Source organism: Arthrobacter sp. HY1533, from assembly GCF_027568515.1.
In the GTDB taxonomy this organism is placed as follows: Bacteria; Actinomycetota; Actinomycetes; order Actinomycetales; family Micrococcaceae; genus Specibacter.
This window is the reverse complement of record NZ_JANKZF010000007.1, coordinates 1-17,272: the sequence shown is the minus strand read 5'-3', so window position 1 is coordinate 17,272 and position 17,272 is coordinate 1. Positions and strand designations below refer to the sequence as shown.

Sequence of the window (17,272 nt, the reverse complement as noted above, 5' to 3'; positions counted from 1 at the left end):
GCTGCATAACTCCTGTTTTGGTGTTTTCAAAAGTAAATGTGCCCGTGCATGCGGTGCAGGGGCGGCGGGGTCAGTCCTTGGCGGGCAGGGCCGCGGCGATGCGGGCCAGCAGGCCGCCGTCCACGCGGATTTCCGAGCCGGTGACGAAGCTGGCCGCCTCCGACGCCAGGAAGGAGCAGACGTTGCCGATCTCCCGCGGCTGCCCCACCCGGCCCAGCGGGTGCATGGTGCCCCATTGGGCGATGAGCGCATCCTCCCCCGCATCGGTTCCGTCCGACCATGCCCGCGCGGAGGTGCGCAGCATGGGGGTGTCCACGGAGCCGGGCAGCAGGGCGTTGACGCGGACCCCATGGGCGGCCTCGTCAACGGCCATGGCGCGGGCCATTGCATTCAGCGCGCCCTTGGTCATGGTGTAGCCCACCACGTTGTTCTGTGTGGCCACGCCCTGCACGGAGGACACCAGTGTCACGGTCCCGCGGTTCTTGCGGATCTCGGAAATGGCGGCGTGGACGGCCATGAAGACGCCCTTGACGTTGACCGAGTAGACCCGGTCCAGGTCCGCCGGCGTGGTGGTTTCGGCGTCGCCGTAGGTCTGTATGCCGGCGGAGGTGACCAGGTGGTCGATCCGGCCGAACTCGGCCAGTGCCACCTCCACCATGCGGCGGTGGGTCTCCTCCAGGGCAACGTCGCCGTGCACGCCCACTGCCTTGCCGCCCGAGGCGAGGATCGCGCCCACTGTGGTTTCGACGTCGTCCGCGGTGAGCCCGTGGACCACCACGGAGGCGCCGTCCTCGGCAAACGCCTCAACGGCGCCCCTGCCAATCCCGGCCGATCCCCCGGTCACAATTACTACGCGGCCTTCATGCTTGCGGCTCATCTTTGTTCTACTACCTTCTCTGTCCAGAATCTTGCGGGGGTGGTATTTACAGCACGCCGAAGCGGGCAAACGCCTCCGTGGCGCTCATGCCCGCATCAATTGCCTTGCACACCACATTCTCCGTGGAGAGCTTGGCAACTGCCGCCTCGATGACTTCGGCCTCAACTTCCCTGGGCAGGACCAGGACACCGTCAATGTCGCCGATGAGGAGATCGCCCGGGGTCACCAGGACCCCGCCAATCCGCACGGGAACCCGGTAGTCCCGCACCACTGTGCGGACCGAGGAGTCCTGGCCGTAGCAACCCCAACCGAACACGGGGAAGTTACGGTCGAGCACCTGCTTGGTGTCTCGGTAGTAGCCGTCAACCACGGCACCGACGGCACCGCGCTGCTGGGAGGTGGCGGTGAGGATTTCGCCCCACGTTGCCACGGGCTGGACGATGCGCGGGGAAATGTAGACCTCGCCCGGCTGCAGTTGGTCCAGGGCCTCGGTCAGGTAGCCGAAGGGCTTCTTCTGGGGGCCGTGCACATCCGAGACCACGGAAGGCATGGCGCGTCCGGCCAGGCGCATGCCCGGGCGCATGGGGCGGATCTCCGGCGGCAGGAACTGGATGGTGCGGCCCATGGCATCGAGGATGTCGCCGATGACGGAGGTGTTGAGCCTGGTGTTGATGAGCTCGAAGAGTTCGGGATCGGTACGGGAGGTCATGGGATGGCCTTTCGTGGCTGTTGTTTCCATGGGAATGCGGACGGTTTAGCTGATGGGTGCGCGGCGCGTGCGCCACACGTTGACGAGGACTGCGATGAGGACCACGGCGCCGCGGACCACCTGCTGCGCGTAGGGGTTCACGCCGAGCAGGACCATGCCGTTGAGCAGGGCGGCAATGAAGACCACGCCGATGAGCGTGCCAACAATGGTGCCCTTGCCGCCGGAGAGGACTGTGCCGCCGATGATGCTGGCGGCGATGGCGTCGAACTCAAGGCCCATGGCGATGGTGCTGTTGCCGGAGGAAAGTTGGGCGCTTTGCAGCAGGCCCGCCACGGAGGCGGCGAGCGCGGAGATCATCATGACAACGATCTTGACGCGGCGCACGGGGATGCCGGAGAGTGTGGAGGCCTTGGCGTTGCCGCCGACGGCGTAGACGGAGCGGCCAAATACGGTCTTCTGGGCCACGACGCCAATGATGATCGCGGCGATGACAAAGTAGACCGCGGCCACGGGGATGGTGCCGAACAGCTTGCCGGTGCCCCAGTAGAAGAACGCCTCACTGGGGATCGGCATGGGGAAGTTGTTGGTCAGCAGCTGGGCCAGGCCGCGAAGTGCCAGGAACAGGGCCAGGGTGGAGATGAAGGTGGGCACGCCGAAGTAGGAGCGCAGCACGCCTGTGAGTCCGCCGAAGGCCACGGCGACCACCATGACCAGGATGACGGCTACGAAGAACGGCACCCCCTGCTTGACCACCAGGACGCCCAGCATGGAGGAGGAGAGCGCGGCCATGGAGCCCACGGAAATGTCGATCTCGCCCGAGACAATCACCAGGGTCATGGCGAAGGCCACGATGCCGAAGAAGGCGGCGTTCTGCAGGATGGCCAGCTGGTTGCCCACCGTCAGGAACAGCGGCGAGGCCAGGGAGAGGGCCACATAGAACAGGACCAGGACAATGAGCAGGCCCAGGCTCTGCCAGTTCTTGATCCGCCCCAGGGTTTCGGTGAAGCTGGCCCGCGGCGATGCGGCGAGGCTTCTGTCTTTCAGTGCGTTGGTCATTTGTTGTTCTCCTGTCGCATGGCCAGTGCCAGAATGCGTTCGGCGGTTCCCTGCGAACCAATAAGTTCTTCGTGGACGAGCCCGTCGCGGAGGATGAGCACGCGGTCGCAGACTTCTGCGATTTCTTCAAGTTCGGATGAGACGAAGATCGAGGACACCCCGGAGTCGGCGAGCTCGCGGATGAGCCCGTAAATCTGGGCCTTCGCGTGGAGATCAACGCCCCGGGTGGGTTCATCCAGCAGCAGTACCTGCATGCCGGCGGCGAGCGCCCGTCCGATCACGCCCTTTTGCTGGTTTCCGCCGGACAGTGTGCCGATCTCCTGCTGCGGCGAGGAGGCGCGGACGGACATGGAGTTCATGACGGTGTCCACAATCTTGGCTTCCTCCCGCGAGCGCAGCCAGAACTTGGGCAGCACGCGGCCGCGGGCCGAGAGCAGCAGGTTCTCCGCAATCCCCAGCAGCGGCACGATGCCCGAGCCCTTGCGGTCCTCGGAGGTGTAGGCGACGCCCAGGTTGAGCATCTTGCGCGGGCTGCGCCGGCGCTGGGCCTGCCCCTTGATGAGGACCTCGCCCGTGGCGTCGTCGCGCAGGCCGAAGATGGTCTCGAGCATTTCCGTGCGTCCCGAGCCCAGCAGGCCGGCGATGCCCAGCACCTCGCCCTCGTGGAGGGAGAAGGAGACGCCACCCAGCCGGTGCGGCACCTTGATGTCCCGGACCTCCAGGACCGCGGGGGCTGCAGTGCGGTCGCGCTTGGTGACGTCGCTGGCGCTCTTGTCCTCGCCGCTGATGAGCTCGGCCACCTGGTCGGAGCTGATGTTGGCCACGTCGTGCGTACCAATCTCCTGCCCATCGCGCAGCACCGTGAGGCTGTCGGCCACGAGCGGGATCTCCTTCATGCGGTGCGAGACGTAAATGATGGACATCCCGGTTGCGGCCAGGCGGCGGATCAGCGCCAGCAGGGCGTTGACCTCGTGGGTGTTGAGCGCGCTGGTGGGCTCGTCCAGGATGAGAACCTGGGGTTCGTCCACGAGCGCCTTGGCAATTTCCACGAGCTGCTGGTCTGCCAGCGGCAGCAGGCCCACCTCGGCGGTGAGCGGGATGGGCACGTCGAGCCGGGCCAGCGCCTTGCGCGCCATGGCCTTCAGTTCGGACTGGTCCACGAAGCCGCCCTTTTTGGGCCAGCGGCCAAGGGTGATGTTCTCTGCCACGCTGAGCCCGGGCACCAGGGAGAATTCCTGGTGCACGACGGCGATCCCGCCGGCTTGCGCTGCCCGGGGGCCGGACCAGCTGACCTTCTGGCCGTCCAGTTCAATGGTTCCTTCATCCGGCGTGAGCGATCCGGAGATGAGGTTCACGATGGTGGACTTGCCGGCACCGTTCTTGCCCAGCAGGGCGCGGACCTCGCCGCGGTGCAGTTCAAAGTCCACGGCGTTCAGTGCCGTGACAGTGCCGAAACGCTTGGTCAGCCCCCGGCACTTGAGAATTACATGGTTCATTGCCCGTCACATCCTTGGTTCCGGTGCATGGCGGGCCCGTGCGGGCCCGCCATGCACCACGGGTTCAAGTGGCTACTTGCCCAGGAACTTGTTGGTGGTTTCCGGGTTGGCGCGGTCGTACACAATGCCGGGCAGTTCAACGCTGTGCTTGTCCAGCTTTTCGCCGGCCATGACCTTCTTGGCCATTTCGTAGGCTCCCTTGGCGGTGCCCACCGGGTCCTGGCCCGTGGTGGCCTGCAGGTTGCCGTCGGCCTCGAGGATGAAGCCGGCGATCTGCGTGGAGATGTCGGTGCCGAAGACGGGCTTCTTGGAGCCCTTGGTGCCGATCACGGCGCCGGCGGTGCCGCCGTCGTTCGAGGCCCAGAACACGTCAACGTCGGGGTTGGCGGTGAGGATGTTCTCGGCCACGGGGGTGGCCTTGTCGGTCAGGTAGGCCTCCTGGTCGGTGACCACGTCCACCTTGATGCCGGCGGCCTTGAGTGCGTCCAGGAAGCCTGTCTTGCGCAGCTTGCAGGCGGAGGCCACGTCGCAGTTCAGGATGGCGAGCTTGACGGTGTCGCCCACCTTCTCCTTCAGGTACTTCGCGGCGGCCTCGCCCGTTCCGGTGCCCAGGGCGGTGTTGTCGGACTGGATCACGCCGTCAACGTTGGCGGGGTCGGCCGTGGCGCCCACGCAGTTGCCGTAGCAAATGAGCGTGATGCCGGCGTCCTTGATGGCCTTCATGGTGGCCAGCGATGCCTCATCGGCTGTGGGCTGGATCAGCACGGCGTCCATCTTGGCCTGGATCATGTTCAGCGCCACCTGGTTTTCCGTGGCGGGGTCGTTGTTGGACAGGCCCGTGGTGACGGAGCCGCCGTCGGCCTTGACGGCTTCCTCCAGGCCGGTCTGGATGCCCTGGAAGTAGGTGTCGCCCTGCAGCATGATCAGGCCAATCTTCTTGCCCGCCCCGGCTCCGCTTCCGCCGCTTTCACCTGCGGCGCCGGCGCCCCCGCTGCACGAGGAAAGGGTCAGGGCAAGCACCGCCGCGCAGGCAAGCGCTGCGATGTTCTTGGACAGCTTCATGGTCATATCTCCTTTGACATTCACTTTTGTACCGTTGCGAATCACTCTAACGACTTGTATACTAGTGCACAAGTATTCAAGTTGAACAGGGTGAAAGGATGGAATGATGACAAGCATGCAAAGCACCGACACTGCAGCACCGTCCGCCGGCCTGCCCGCGCCTGCCCTCCTCCCCTCGCTGGTCAAGCCCGGCAAGCGCTACCGAATCTCCGACGCCGTCTTTGAGCAGCTGAGCGAGTCGATCAGGAACCTGCAGCTGCCGCCGGGGATGCCCATTTCCGAGCCGGGCATTGCCACGTGGCTGCAGGTGAGCCGCTCCCCTGTCCGGGAGGCGTTCACGCGTCTGGTGGATCTGGGGCTCATCACGGTGGTGCCGCAGGTGGGCAGCCACATTGCGCCCATTTCCCTGCATGAGGTGGAGGAAGCGGTGTTCATCCGCAGCGCCCTGGAAACCCGCGCGTTCCAGCGGGCCATCGCCACCGGGCAGCCGGACACCACAGAAATCCAGCGGCTGGCCACCGCCAACCGCGCGGCCGCCGAGGCAAAGGACGCCGACGCCTTCTTCGACACGGACGAGCAGCTGCACGCCAACGTCTTCATCCTGGCCGGCATGCCCCGTCTGTGGGACCTGGTCCGGGGCACCAAGGTGCAGCTGGACCGGCTCCGCAGACTCAACCTTGCCTCCGCCCTCGCCGCCCCGGAACTTCTGGACGAGCACCAGGACATTGTGGACGCCCTGCGCAACCGCGATGAACAGGCCGGCCTGGAGGTCATCAACCGGCACGCCTCACGCATTCTTGTCACGGTGGAGAAGCACCGCGCGGAGAACCCCAGCTACTTCGCCCCCTAATCCGGGCGCCATCGGAAGGAAAGCCTTGCAAGAAAACGTCAGCGTTGCCGTTTCAGCCCGCCCCGAATGCGGCGAAGGCCCGGTGTGGCATGCCCCGAGTGAATCCGTTCTCTGGGTGGACATTGTCCGCGGGCAGGTCTTCCACACGCACCTGGAAACCGGGGAAACCACCAGCATTGACTACCCGGAAATGGTGGGCGCAGCCGCACCACGTGTAGGCGGCGGCGTGGTTGCCGCTGTCACCTCGGGCTTTGTGGGGATGGATTGCGATGGCAACATCACCAAGCGCGTCGACTGCCTGCCGGAGGGCATCCGCATGAACGATGCGAAGGTGGACCCCGCTGGCCACTATTGGGCAGGCAGCTGCGCCATGGACTTCGCCGCCGGGGCGGGCGGGCTGTGGATGCTGGACGCCTCCTGGGAGCCCACCCTGGTCTTGCCCGGGCTGACCCAGCCCAACGGCCTGGGCTGGAGCCCCGACGGAACGTTTTTCTACCTCGTGGAGACCCAGGACCGCACCATCCTGCGCTTCGACTTTGACCCCCTCACGTCCACCTTGTCGCCGGAACCCGTGGTCCTGACGGCGCCCGGCACCTTTTCCGGGTACCCGGATGGCCTGGCCGTCGACGCCCGGGGCCACCTGTGGGTGGCAGAATTCGCCGGCTCCGCACTGCACGAGATCTCGCCCGACGGCGCCTTGCTGCAGAGCATTGCCATCCCCACCGCCCAGCCAACATCCTGCGCCTTTGTGGGACCGGAGCTGGACCAGCTCTGGGTGACATCCGCAGCCGCCGGACTATCCATTGAAACCGACCCGCTGGCCGGCTCCATTTTCCTGGTGGACGGCCACGGCACCTCCGGCCAGCCCGTCCCGAATTTCGAGGGATAGACCATGCCCATCACCCTTCGCTCCAGCGCGCTGGAAGTTGTCATTACGCCCGAGCGCGGCGCAGACATTGTCGCCGTCACCGACCTCGCCACCGGCATCCAGACACTGGCAGTGTCCGCCACCGGCCAGGTCACGAGCGGCCCCGGCCAGTTCAGCGACTCCATGGTGAACTGGACCAACGGCTACCCCGGCGGCTGGCAGCTCATGGTCCCCAACGCCGGCCCCGCGCGGCTGCACGACGGAATCATGCAGGGCTACCACGGCGAGGCATCACTGGCGCAGTGGCAGGTCCTGGAACAAACCTCTTCGCGGGCCGTGCTGACCACCCAGTTATTCACAGCTCCCCTGCTGCTTGAACGCACGGTGACCCTCGACGGCGCCGAGCTCACCGTCCGGGACTTGGTGGTGAGCCAGTCCCCCGATGCGTGCAGCTTCCGGCTGGGCCAGCACCCAGCCTTCGGCACGCCGTTCCTGGACGAGCACAGTTACGTCACTGTCGATGCCGGGACGTTCATGGCCGACGCCGTTGCCCCCGGAACGCTGGCAGCCGCCGATTCCTGTGGCCACCCAGGTGAGGTATTGCCGGCAGGCCCTGTTCCCAACAGTCTTGCGATTCCGGCACCCGGTTCCGGCCAGGGCCTGTTCGGGGCACTGACCGATTTCCCGGACGCCCAGGCGGCGGCGACCTTTGCCAGCCCCACCCACGGATTTGGCATGCGCCTTGGCTGGGACCGGGAAATCTACCCGAACGCCTGGCTGTGGATGGAGGCGAACGCGGGTGCCGGCTGGCCCTGGTTCAAGCGGCTATTCTCAATGGCCGTGGAACCCGTGAACGTCATCCCTGGAGAGGGAGAAAGCGCCAGCGGGCACACCCGCGGCGGCACCGGCGTGTCCATCGCCGGCGGCGAAAGCCTGGTCTCCACCGTCACCCTCAGCCGGGTTCCGCTGCCCTAGAAACAGGCCCCCAAAGCACCCTTTCCTGCCACACGTGCACCCTTTTTGACCCCCAGCTACACCACCATTGTGTAATTCCAAGGAGAATCCCCATGCAGTTCAAACGACTCGGCCCCGTTGGCTCCGAGATCCCCGTGGCCGTTGTTGACGGCACCGCCTACGACCTCCGCCCGCTGACGGCCGACATTGACGGCGCCTTCCTGGGCGGAAACCCCGTCCAGGCGGTCACCGACGCCTTGGCCTCCCTGCCAGTCATTGAGGACGCGGCCTCGCTGCGCGTGGGCTCCCCCATTGCCCGGCCTGGCGCCATCTACTGCATCGGCATGAACTACGCAGCCCACGCACTTGAGGGTGGTTCGCTGCCGCCGGAGCGCATTGTCATGTTCATGAAGCCCTCCCACACCGTGGCCGGCCCGGACGACGACTTCGTGGCGCCGTCGGGCATGCCCAAGCTGGACTGGGAGGTGGAGCTGGCTGTCATCGTCGGCAAGCACGCCTGGCAGCTCGGCGCCGATGTTGACCCGCTGGACTACGTTGCCGGGTACACGGTGGCCAACGACCTGTCCGAGCGCCTGTGGCAGCTGGAGATTTCCGGCGGCCAGTGGTCCAAGGGCAAGAGCGGCCCGGGCTTCCTGCCCCTGGGCCCGGCGCTGGTGCCGGCGGAGCATGTGGATCCTGCCGACCTGCGCCTGCAGTGCCGCATCAACGGCGAGCACCGCCAGGACTCCCGCACCTCGGACCTGATCTTTGACGTGGCCACGATCATCCGCGACCTCAGCCAGTTCACGGTCCTGGAGCCGGGCGACGTTGTCCTGACCGGCACCCCCGAGGGCGTTGCCCTGTCCGGCCGCTTCCCGTACCTTCAGCCCGGCGACGTCATGGAACTGGAGATCGAGCAGCTCGGTCGCCAGAGCCAGCGCGTTGTTGCAGCGAACTAGGAAGGACTGACCCATGGGCAAGTTTTCAGGCAAGGTTGCAGTTGTCACCGGCGGTGCATCGGGCATTGGCCGCGCCACGGTTGAACGTTTGGTGGACGACGGCGCATTTGTTGCGGTTTTTGACCGCGACGAGTTCACGCCCATTCCTCACGCGCCCGACGCCGTTGCCAGCCACAGCGTGGACGTCACGGACCAGGCCGCGATCGATGCGGCAGTGGCGGCAACGCTGGAACGCTGGGGACGGATCGACATCCTGGTGAACGGCGCCGGCATCGGCGCCGCAGGCACCGTGCTCGAAAACGACGATTCCGAGTGGCAGCGCGTCCTGGACATCAACGTCATGGGCACGGTCCGCGTCACCCGCGCGGTGCTGCCCCACCTCATCGAGTCCCAGCCGGCCGTTGTGGTGAATATGGGCTCCGCCGTGGCGGTGACGGGCTTCCCCAACCGTGCTTTGTACAGCGCCAGCAAGGGTGCCATCACCTCGCTGACGCGCGCCATGGCCGCCGACCACCTCAAGGACGGCGTGCGCTTCAACTCCGTGTGCCCGGGCACCACCGAGACTCCCTGGATCGGGCGCTTGCTGGCTGCGGCCGCGGATCCGGCGGAGGAGCGGCGCAGGTTGGAGGCGCGCCAGCCCCACGGTCGTCTCGTGGCCGCGGAGGAAGTAGCCGACGCGATTGTCTACCTGGCCAACCCCCTGGCCGGCTCAACCAACGGCGTTTCGTTGTCGGTCGATTCAGGAATCCAGTCGCTGTACTCGGCGTAGCGGTAGTCGAGCCTGTCGAGACCCAGGTGGTCGAGCCTGTCGAGACCCAGGTGGTCGAGCCTGTCGAGACCCAGGTGGTCGAGCCCGTCGAGACCCACGGTGGTCGAGCCTATCGAGACCCGGATTTCGACAGGCTCAATCACCGTGTCCGGCCCTTCCCAACTGAGTTCTCCGCACCCCGGATGCTAAAATATAGTATTTGGATCGTTACGGGCTGACGTTGCCCCGAGGCAGGGGAAAGGCTCAATGGCAAGCGAGAAACCGCCGCGTCGTGCGAGCCGGACGGTGCTCACCGATGAGACGCACAACGCCATCCTGGCCCTGATCGTCAACCACCAGATCGCCCCGGGCGAGCACATCAACATTGATGCACTGGCCCGCGACTTGAACGTTTCCCAGACTCCCGTGCGTGAGGCCCTGGCCAGCCTGGAGTCGGAAAACCTCGTCGTCAAGCAACCCCTCCGCGGCTACACGGCAACACCATTGCTCACCCCGGCGCAGACGGACGACATGTTCCAGTTCCGGGCCCTCATCGAGCCGTGGGGCGCATCGCGGGCAGCGACGCTCCACACCGACTCCGACGCGGCGGCAATCCAGGCCGAACTGGACGTGGCCAGGCAAATTGATGCGGCCGACTTTGACTCGGCCTATGACCTCATGGGCGCCCACGACGCCCGGTTCCACGAGCTGGTGGCCAAGGCATCCAGCAGCAGATACCTGCAGGACACCCTCTCCCGCATGCACTGCCACATGCACATGGCCCGCCTCTACCAGGCGCGCAAGAGCTTCTCCATCGAGCAGCAGACCAACCCCGAGTTCGTGGCCACTGTTTTCAAGGATTTCTACAGCCCGGAGACGGGGTTCCTTACCGTCGTGGGCCACACGAAGATCGCCCAGGCCATCTTCGCCCGCGACGCCAAGATGGCACACGCATTGATGTACGAGCACATCGAAGGATCCCGGATCCGCAATGCTCCGGCAGTAGAGCTGATGGGCACCGCCTAAGCCGTGCAGCGCGGCGAACAGGGGAAGAGACAATCATGATCAACAGCTACAAATCAGGCGCAACACCCGTGAAACTGCCGGCCCGGTCGGTGCTCTCGGATGAAATCCATGCCGAGATCATGGAACTGCTGCTCACCCATGAGATCGCCCCCGGCGAGAACATCAACATCGATGCCCTCGCCAAGCAACTCAACGTCTCCCGCACACCCGTCCGTGAGGCGCTGGCACGGCTCGAGTCCGAGGATCTCGTGGCCAAGAAGCCGCTGCGCGGCTACACCGCGACGGCGCTGTTGACGGCAGAGCAGGTCGATGACTTGTTTCAGTTCCGTGCACTCATCGAGCCGTGGTCGGCCGCGCACGCCGCGCAACGCCACACCCCTGAGGACGCCGAGGCCATCAGGGCCGAGCTGGCGCGCGGGGAAGAGTACATGAAGCTCGACGTCGAACAGGCCTACGCCAAGATGTCAGAGCACGACAAGCGCTTCCATGAACTGGTGGCGCAGGTTTCCGGCAGCGACTATGCCCGCGATGCCTTTGAGCGCATGCACTGCCACCTGCACCTGTTCCGCCTGTACCAAAACCGCAAGACCGCCTCAGATGCCGCCCCGGAAAACGGGGATCAGGAGCTGTTCGGGCTCTACTACGAGCCGGCCACGGGCTTCCACGCATTCCGCGAACACAGCAACATTGCCGAGGCCATCCTGGCCGGCGACGCGGACAGGGCACAGGCCCTCATGCTGGCCCACATTGAGGGCTCCCGTGAGCGCAACCTCCAGGGCGCCCGCCTGCTCAACGGCTCCTGGGCGCGCAACGGTTCCTAGACACAAAGCGAATGGCCGCCTCCCTCCTTGCGGAGAGAGGGGGCCATTGGCGTGCAAGTGCAGACTAGCTCTTGACGGCGCCGGCCAGAACGCCGCGCGTGAGGAACTTCGCCGATGCGATGAACACCAGGAGAATCGGGATGGCGACCAGCAGGCCCACCAGGGCGATCTCGGGCTGGCGGATCGGCAGGATCGTGGCGCCCACGGCCGGGTTCAGCGCCGGTGTGGAGCTGAACAGCACGCCCAGGCCAACGGGCAGCGGCATGACTTCGCCCGAGCTCACAAAAACGTAGGGCAGGAAGAAGTTGACCCATGCCGCCGTGAAGCTGAAGAAGGCCAGCATCCCCATCAGGCCCTTGGACAGCGGGAGGGCGATCCGGATGAAGGTGCCAAATTCTCCGCAACCGTCGATGCGTGCTGCTTCATACAGGTCCTTGGGAATCGAGGACGTGAAGTAGATGTAAGCAAGAAAGACGCCGAAGGGGTAGAACGAGCTCGTGAGAATGATGGCCCATGGAGAGTCATACAGGCCAATGGCGGTGATCTCCAGAAAGAGCGGGAGGACCAGGGCAACGGGCGGAACAATCATGGCGATCAGCGTGATGATCAACAGCCCGCGGCGGAACGGCAGGGGTGCCGTGGCGAGCGCGTAGCCGGCCAGGATTGCCGTCACGCAGGAGATCAGAACGATCAACGCCGTGTACCAGACCGAGTTCCACAGCCACTGGAGCACCTGCCCATCCTGGAACGCCATGAGGTTGTTCCAGGCGTTCGCGTAGCCCTGGAACGATCCGAAGGCGAAGGGATGCAGGGTGGTGATCTCAACCGACGTCTTGGAGGGCGCCAGGATGAGCCAAATCATGGGGATCACGCTGAGCAGGGCAAAGCCGATCAGGAAGATCCACACAACGGTGCGGCCCGAGAGGGCGCCCAACCGGATCTTCTTGGGGGCGCGTGCCGTCACCGGGGCCAGCCCCGCGCGTACATCCGACAGCTCCGTGGTGGGGGTCGACGTCGTCATTTCTTGGTCACTCCTGATTCCTCGAAGAAGTCGGTCTTGAAGATGACCACGAGCGCAAAGACCACGCATACAAGGAGCAGCATGAGTGAGAGGGCACTGGCTGCCGCAAGGTCACCGGATTCAAAGGCGAAGGCGTAGCTCAACTGATTCAGCGACCAGTCCTTGGCAAGGCCTGTGTAGACGCTGCTGGAGATGAGGTACGGCTCAACGAACACCTGGAGGCCGGCGGCAAAGGTGAGGATGCCCATGTAGACCAGGTATTTCTGGATGAGGGGCAACTTGATGCGCAGTGCGATCTGCAGGCCGTTCGCGCCGTCGATCCTGGCGGCCTCAAGGATGTCGTCCGGGATGGACTGGAGAGATCCGTACTGGACGATGATCCAGTTTCCTGCGCCGGTGGCGAAGGCCATGAGCACAAAGATGACCATGAGGTTGGGCTTGGCCCAGATCTGGGAGCCCTGCGTGATGCCCACTGCGTGCAGCAGGTCGCGGTAGGGGCTGTAGGTGGGTTCCAGCATGAAGTACCAGACCATGATGGAAACGGCGCCGGAGATTGATGCCGGCACAATGTAGGCGGCGCGCAGGCTGACGGTCCACTTGGTGCGGATGGCGTCAAGGAGCAGGGACATGATGGCAACAACCACCACCATGAGCGGCACGTAGATCAGCACAAACACGGTTACGTTGATGAGCGCCGGCATGAACCGGAAATCCGTGACCACTGTCAGGTAGTTCGCCAGGCCACCTGCGGGGTTGGCCCGGGATGATCCCAACGACGTCGCAAACGCCATCACCACCGGGACGATGCCGAATGCCACCAGGAGGATCAGATACGGGGCGAACATGATTGAACCGGCAAGGGTCCCTTGCCATTTGACTCGTGAGCGTGCCATCAAATACGTGCCTTCCAGAAGAAAAATCCCGGGCCTGGAGGGCATGGAGCTGGTCCATGCCCTCCAGAAACGTGCCCGGGGGTGGTTACTTGGCTACTACCTTGTATCCGGAAGCCTCGGCAAGCTGTGCCATGTTCTTCTGGAAGTCGGTAACGGCGGTGGCGAGCTTTGCGCCACCAATAACCTGGGTGGACAGAACGGAGGTGACCGCACCGTCTGCGTTGAAGCGAACCGGCTTCACGGCCGGGCTGATGCGCTCGGCCTGGGCGGCCATCGCGGGGATGGGATCGGCAGCGTAGTACTTGTCGGCGCTGATCTTTTCTTTCCACACCTTCAGCGCGGGGCCGTAGGCGGGGTAGGTGACTGCATCCTTCTGGATCGAGTCATCGGTGGCGAGGAAGCTCACGGCGTCAGCCGCGGCCTGGGGGAACTTCGCATGCGAGGAGGCGACCCACACGCCGCCGCCCCATTCGCCGGAGTAGGCCTTGTCCTGGCCGGCCCACTTGGGCATTTCGGCTGCTGTCATGCGGCCTTCGGGGATGCCCCAGGAATCTGCGGGCTTGAAGACGAACTCGCCGAACCATGACGGGCCAACGGTCATGGCGACCTTGCCGGCCTGCGGGTACTTCTTCAGGAAGCCTGCATCGAAGGGATCCTGGGTTTCCATGACGCCGGCGTCAACGAGGGGCTGCAGGAGGTCTGTGACTTCCGTGCATTCCTTGGAGCCGGGGGCGATGCGGATGGTTCCGGAATCGACGACGTCGGCCATGGAGCAGCCGGCGGGCCACAGGAAGCCGTTGAAGAGGGCGTTGTTGGCCACTGTGCCGGCGATGTAGCCGGTGCCCTTGAGCTTCATGGCCGTGGAGGCAAACTCCTCCATGGTCTTGGGAACGGTGAGTCCCAGTTCCTTGAAGGTCTTGGTGTCGTACCAGAGGACGTTCTGGGCGAGGTCGTTCTTCAGGCAGTAGATCTTGCCGTCGATCTTGCACCAGTCGTTTGCCGTGCCGTAGCCGTCTTGGACTTCCTTGGAGACGGTCTCGTTCAGCGGGGCTGCGTAGCCGTTGGCCGGGTCCGCCCAGGTGGCGAAGTCGTTAGGGGCGCCGGAGAACACCACGTCCGGCCAGCCCTTCTTGGTGGTGTTGAAGAGCTGAATCTTCGAGATGAGCGTTGTCGGGTCAATGACCTCGATCTTGACGTCAACCTTGCCCTCGACGGCGGCCTTGTAGGTCTTCGCCGCAGGCTCGCGGGTGGCATCCACCCAAACCAGGATCTCGGGCTTGCCGGCTGCGTCGCCGCCGGCGGAGCCGCCACCGTTGCCCGGGCTGCAAGCACCCAGTCCGAGGATGAGCGCTGCCGCGACCGGAAGAGCAAGTGCAAAACGTTTCTTCATGGTGCTTCCTTTCGTTCCGTGAGTGAACGAAAGAAAGGCTCCTTCGCTCCTAGTGTGTTCTTGACCATACACGAATCTCGGCGATTCCTATATCCTATGCGCCAATATTAATTGCTTCGATTTTCGCAAGCTCCGCGGGCACTCCAGTGGCTCCGTGCGCACGGGGCTACGAGCGCTTGCGGCCCTTGATGAGCGGCGCCCAATCCTCGCGGCGCGACCACGGGGTCTGGTAGCTGGGTTCGTTGGCGTAGCGCGCGGTGCCGAGCCGAAGTGTGGCCCCGCTTCCCGGCTCAACGACCACTTCCAGCCACTGGGAGTCGACGGCGGTTTCCTCACCGAGCGAGCCGTCCGCGTTGACGATGGCAGCAGTGGTGAACTGGTGCTCGCCAAAGCCGCCGGCCTGGATGACAACACTGCGCGTCTCGGTGCCAATGTTGACCAGCTCGAGAGTCACGGCCTCAGGTTCGATCTTGCCTACCAGCGCGGCAACGTCGGCGGGCAGGCCCGGCCGCTTCAGCACGCCGTCGTAATAGCGCACCGTCGCATGCTGGAAGCCGCCGTGCGAGATGTGCATCGGGGCTCCCCACATGAGCTGGATGAGGGATTCGAAGTAGACGGGGTTGAATTCCATCCACGCGTGGATGGCGTAGCCGTCCACCTGGAAGGAAACGGTGTCGGGGTAGCCCTGGATGTGGGTCATGGTGTCCCAGCCGCGCGGGTCACCGTCGGTGGAGCGCATGCGGTGGAGCTGCTGCTCGATCAGCTCGATGTTGGCGTCGAGCACACGCTCGGGGTAGCCGGCGTTGCGGCCCTGGGCGTACTCGTACCAGGCCAGGGTGTTGACGTTGTAGTGCTTGACGGAGAAGGGAATGCGCGGGACGAGAACCTCGGCCCAGTCAGTTGAGCGCGGGACGCGTTCGACGCGTTTCTGGTCCTCGGCAGAAAGTGTGCGCGCCCACATGTGCACGGGGTAGAACGGCGTGGCCGGGCGGTAGTCGCCCCAGCCGCTGTCGAAGCGCTTGTGCGGGACAACCCAGCTGCCGTTCTCCTCGCGGCCCAGGCCAAAGTTGATGTCGAGCTGCTTGCGGGCCAGATCCAGATGGGCGTCGTCGCCGGTCAGGAGGTAGGCGTTCATGCCGGCGTTGACGATGGGCTCAATGATGGTGAGGAAGCCGTGCGGCCAGCGCCAGCCGTAGTGGCCGCCCCACCACTTGCCGTCCTGGTACTCCCCCACCGCGCCGGAAAGCCCCACGTTGTCGGGGATGACGCCCTCGGGGTTCGCCTCGGCGCGCGCCGCCCAGCGGCCCAGGTACTCAAGCACCCAGGTGCGGTGCTTTTCCTCGCCGGAATACATGAAGGTGTGGGCGAACTGGCCGGTGGCGTTGAGGTTGAGGGGAACGTCGCCGCGCGTGGTGCGCTTGTTCATGAGTTCGATGACCTCGGCGAAGATGTCGTCGTCCAGCCAGTTGGCGCGGCCGCGACCCTCGTCGAAGGGGGCTGACGCCATGTCTTCAAAGGGCGGCAGGTAGTCCACCAGCACGCCGCGGTGGCTGTCCAGGTCTTCTTCGGTCACCACGTGGCGCGGCCCGCGGCTGCCGCTCTGCGGGGCGGTGATGATGCCGAGTTCCTTGTTGTAGTTGGGCGCCAGCGGGTCTTCGCCGTTGTACATCTTGGCGAAGTTCTCGGCACGCTGGCGATCAACAAGTGATGACGGCTTGGCCAGGCCAAAGAAGTAGTGGAAGAGGTTGGCCTCGCCGTGGTGCATCCAGTCGTAGTAGCCGTCGAACTCGCGATCGATCTGACCGTACTGGGTCCACTGCCAGGTGATCATGTCCCACATCTTGCGGGCGGTCTCGTACACCTGCTCGCTGCCGCCGAGGCTGTAGAGCAGTGCGAGGTACATGAAGGCCTCGTAGGGATCGTCGGAGCCGTCCATGCCGGGCCACTCGTCACGCCAGATGAGGGTGCCGTCGTCACGGGTGTAGCGGGCAACGAATTCTTCCGACGCTGCATCCAGCCGGGCCATGATGTCGCGTTCCAGCACAGCCCAGCGGGGTGCCTCAACCGGGCAATCGATGTGCAACTGACTGAACTGCGGGCGGACCGCCATGGGTGTCTCCGATCATGGAATGAGGCCACTTCGGGAACTCTCCCGAGGCATCTTGCGTCAATAGTATAGGAAATATTATTTTTCGCGAGAATGGGGTTGCGAACGTGACGACGCTGATGGGCAATCTCCTGGGCCGCGATAGGTGGGGTACGACCGAGCATCTGGCCAAACCGCTTGCGGCACCATGAGCGATTCCTCCCTGGCAGAATGCGCCTGTGGCCCGTCTCTTCAGGCGCAGCTCAAAACTGCCACTGGGGACGGAATTTGGTTTGCCTATTCAAGCAGTAGCCTTGGCGCCGTTGGGGTGTCAGCGCTGGTCGAATAGTGAGCCGTTTTGTGGGGTGAATTGTGAGCCACGTTGATGGAACTATTCTGCCGTACTCTCGGTTCTTGTCGAGGGTAGTGAGTCGATTTGGTGGTCCTTGAGGCGGT

16 protein-coding genes are annotated in these 17,272 nt (G+C 64.7%); 7 read left to right on the top strand and 9 right to left on the bottom strand.

The genetic code is table 11. The features are described 5' to 3' along the window. Window positions 1–70: 70 nt before the first annotated feature. The 5 genes from PCK14_RS07705 to PCK14_RS07685 form a co-directional block, all read right to left on the bottom strand. Entirely contained in the window at window positions 71–877 is an 807-nt protein-coding gene (locus PCK14_RS07705) for an SDR family NAD(P)-dependent oxidoreductase (RefSeq protein WP_269937890.1), read from the bottom strand. 46 nt (window positions 878–923) lie between these two features. Next, a complete protein-coding gene (locus PCK14_RS07700) occupies window positions 924–1,586 on the bottom strand; it encodes an RraA family protein (protein ID WP_269937889.1) in 663 nt (220 codons plus the stop codon). A gap of 45 nt (window positions 1,587–1,631) precedes the next feature. After that, a complete protein-coding gene (locus PCK14_RS07695) occupies window positions 1,632–2,642 on the bottom strand; it encodes an ABC transporter permease (protein ID WP_269937888.1) in 1,011 nt (336 codons plus the stop codon). Next, window positions 2,639–4,138 (bottom strand): sugar ABC transporter ATP-binding protein, encoded by a 1,500-nt coding sequence (locus tag PCK14_RS07690; protein ID WP_269937887.1) that lies wholly within the window; start codon window positions 4,136–4,138, stop codon window positions 2,639–2,641. Before PCK14_RS07690 ends, PCK14_RS07695 begins: the two co-directional genes overlap by 4 nt. A gap of 72 nt (window positions 4,139–4,210) precedes the next feature. Continuing rightward, a complete protein-coding gene (locus PCK14_RS07685; protein WP_269937886.1) occupies window positions 4,211–5,206 on the bottom strand; it encodes a substrate-binding domain-containing protein in 996 nt (331 codons plus the stop codon). Window positions 5,207–5,306: 100 nt separating this feature from the next. On the opposite strand from PCK14_RS07685, the gene PCK14_RS07680 reads away from it, so the two are divergent. The 7 genes from PCK14_RS07680 to PCK14_RS07650 all read left to right on the top strand — a co-directional run bounded on the left by PCK14_RS07680 (window position 5,307) and on the right by PCK14_RS07650 (window position 11,426). Next, a complete protein-coding gene (locus PCK14_RS07680; protein ID WP_269937885.1) occupies window positions 5,307–6,050 on the top strand; it encodes a GntR family transcriptional regulator in 744 nt (247 codons plus the stop codon). A gap of 25 nt (window positions 6,051–6,075) precedes the next feature. After that, window positions 6,076–6,939, top strand: coding sequence for an SMP-30/gluconolactonase/LRE family protein (locus PCK14_RS07675; RefSeq protein WP_269937884.1), 864 nt, complete (start codon window positions 6,076–6,078; stop codon window positions 6,937–6,939). A 3-nt stretch (window positions 6,940–6,942) separates the two neighbouring features. Then, window positions 6,943–7,893 (top strand): DUF4432 family protein, encoded by a 951-nt coding sequence (locus PCK14_RS07670; RefSeq protein ID WP_269937883.1) that lies wholly within the window; start codon window positions 6,943–6,945, stop codon window positions 7,891–7,893. 92 nt (window positions 7,894–7,985) lie between these two features. Continuing rightward, complete coding sequence (locus tag PCK14_RS07665; protein WP_269937882.1) at window positions 7,986–8,831, top strand: fumarylacetoacetate hydrolase family protein; 846 nt, start codon at window positions 7,986–7,988, stop codon at window positions 8,829–8,831. Window positions 8,832–8,844: 13 nt separating this feature from the next. After that, the gene (locus PCK14_RS07660) at window positions 8,845–9,600 is read left to right on the top strand and encodes an SDR family NAD(P)-dependent oxidoreductase (protein ID WP_269937881.1); all 756 of its coding nucleotides are present in this window, start codon (window positions 8,845–8,847) and stop codon (window positions 9,598–9,600) included. Between the two features lie 246 nt (window positions 9,601–9,846). Next, window positions 9,847–10,605, top strand: a complete 759-nt coding sequence (locus PCK14_RS07655; protein ID WP_269937880.1) for a GntR family transcriptional regulator — start codon at window positions 9,847–9,849, stop codon at window positions 10,603–10,605. Between the two features lie 35 nt (window positions 10,606–10,640). Beyond that, window positions 10,641–11,426 carry a GntR family transcriptional regulator gene (locus PCK14_RS07650; protein ID WP_269937879.1) on the top strand — a complete coding sequence of 262 codons (786 nt, stop codon included), beginning with the start codon at window positions 10,641–10,643 and terminating at the stop codon, window positions 11,424–11,426. A gap of 64 nt (window positions 11,427–11,490) precedes the next feature. Here PCK14_RS07650 and PCK14_RS07645 read toward each other — a convergent pair whose 3' ends face one another. From PCK14_RS07645 to PCK14_RS07630, 4 genes are all read right to left on the bottom strand, one after another. Further along, entirely contained in the window at window positions 11,491–12,447 is a 957-nt protein-coding gene (locus PCK14_RS07645) for a carbohydrate ABC transporter permease (protein WP_269937878.1), read from the bottom strand. Next, window positions 12,444–13,340, bottom strand: a complete 897-nt coding sequence (locus PCK14_RS07640) for a carbohydrate ABC transporter permease (RefSeq protein ID WP_269937877.1) — start codon at window positions 13,338–13,340, stop codon at window positions 12,444–12,446. Before PCK14_RS07640 ends, PCK14_RS07645 begins: the two co-directional genes overlap by 4 nt. A gap of 85 nt (window positions 13,341–13,425) precedes the next feature. Further along, window positions 13,426–14,730 (bottom strand): sugar ABC transporter substrate-binding protein, encoded by a 1,305-nt coding sequence (locus tag PCK14_RS07635; RefSeq protein WP_269937876.1) that lies wholly within the window; start codon window positions 14,728–14,730, stop codon window positions 13,426–13,428. Between the two features lie 166 nt (window positions 14,731–14,896). Beyond that, entirely contained in the window at window positions 14,897–16,840 is a 1,944-nt protein-coding gene (locus tag PCK14_RS07630) for a hypothetical protein (protein ID WP_269937875.1), read from the bottom strand. Window positions 16,841–17,272 lie beyond the last annotated feature (432 nt).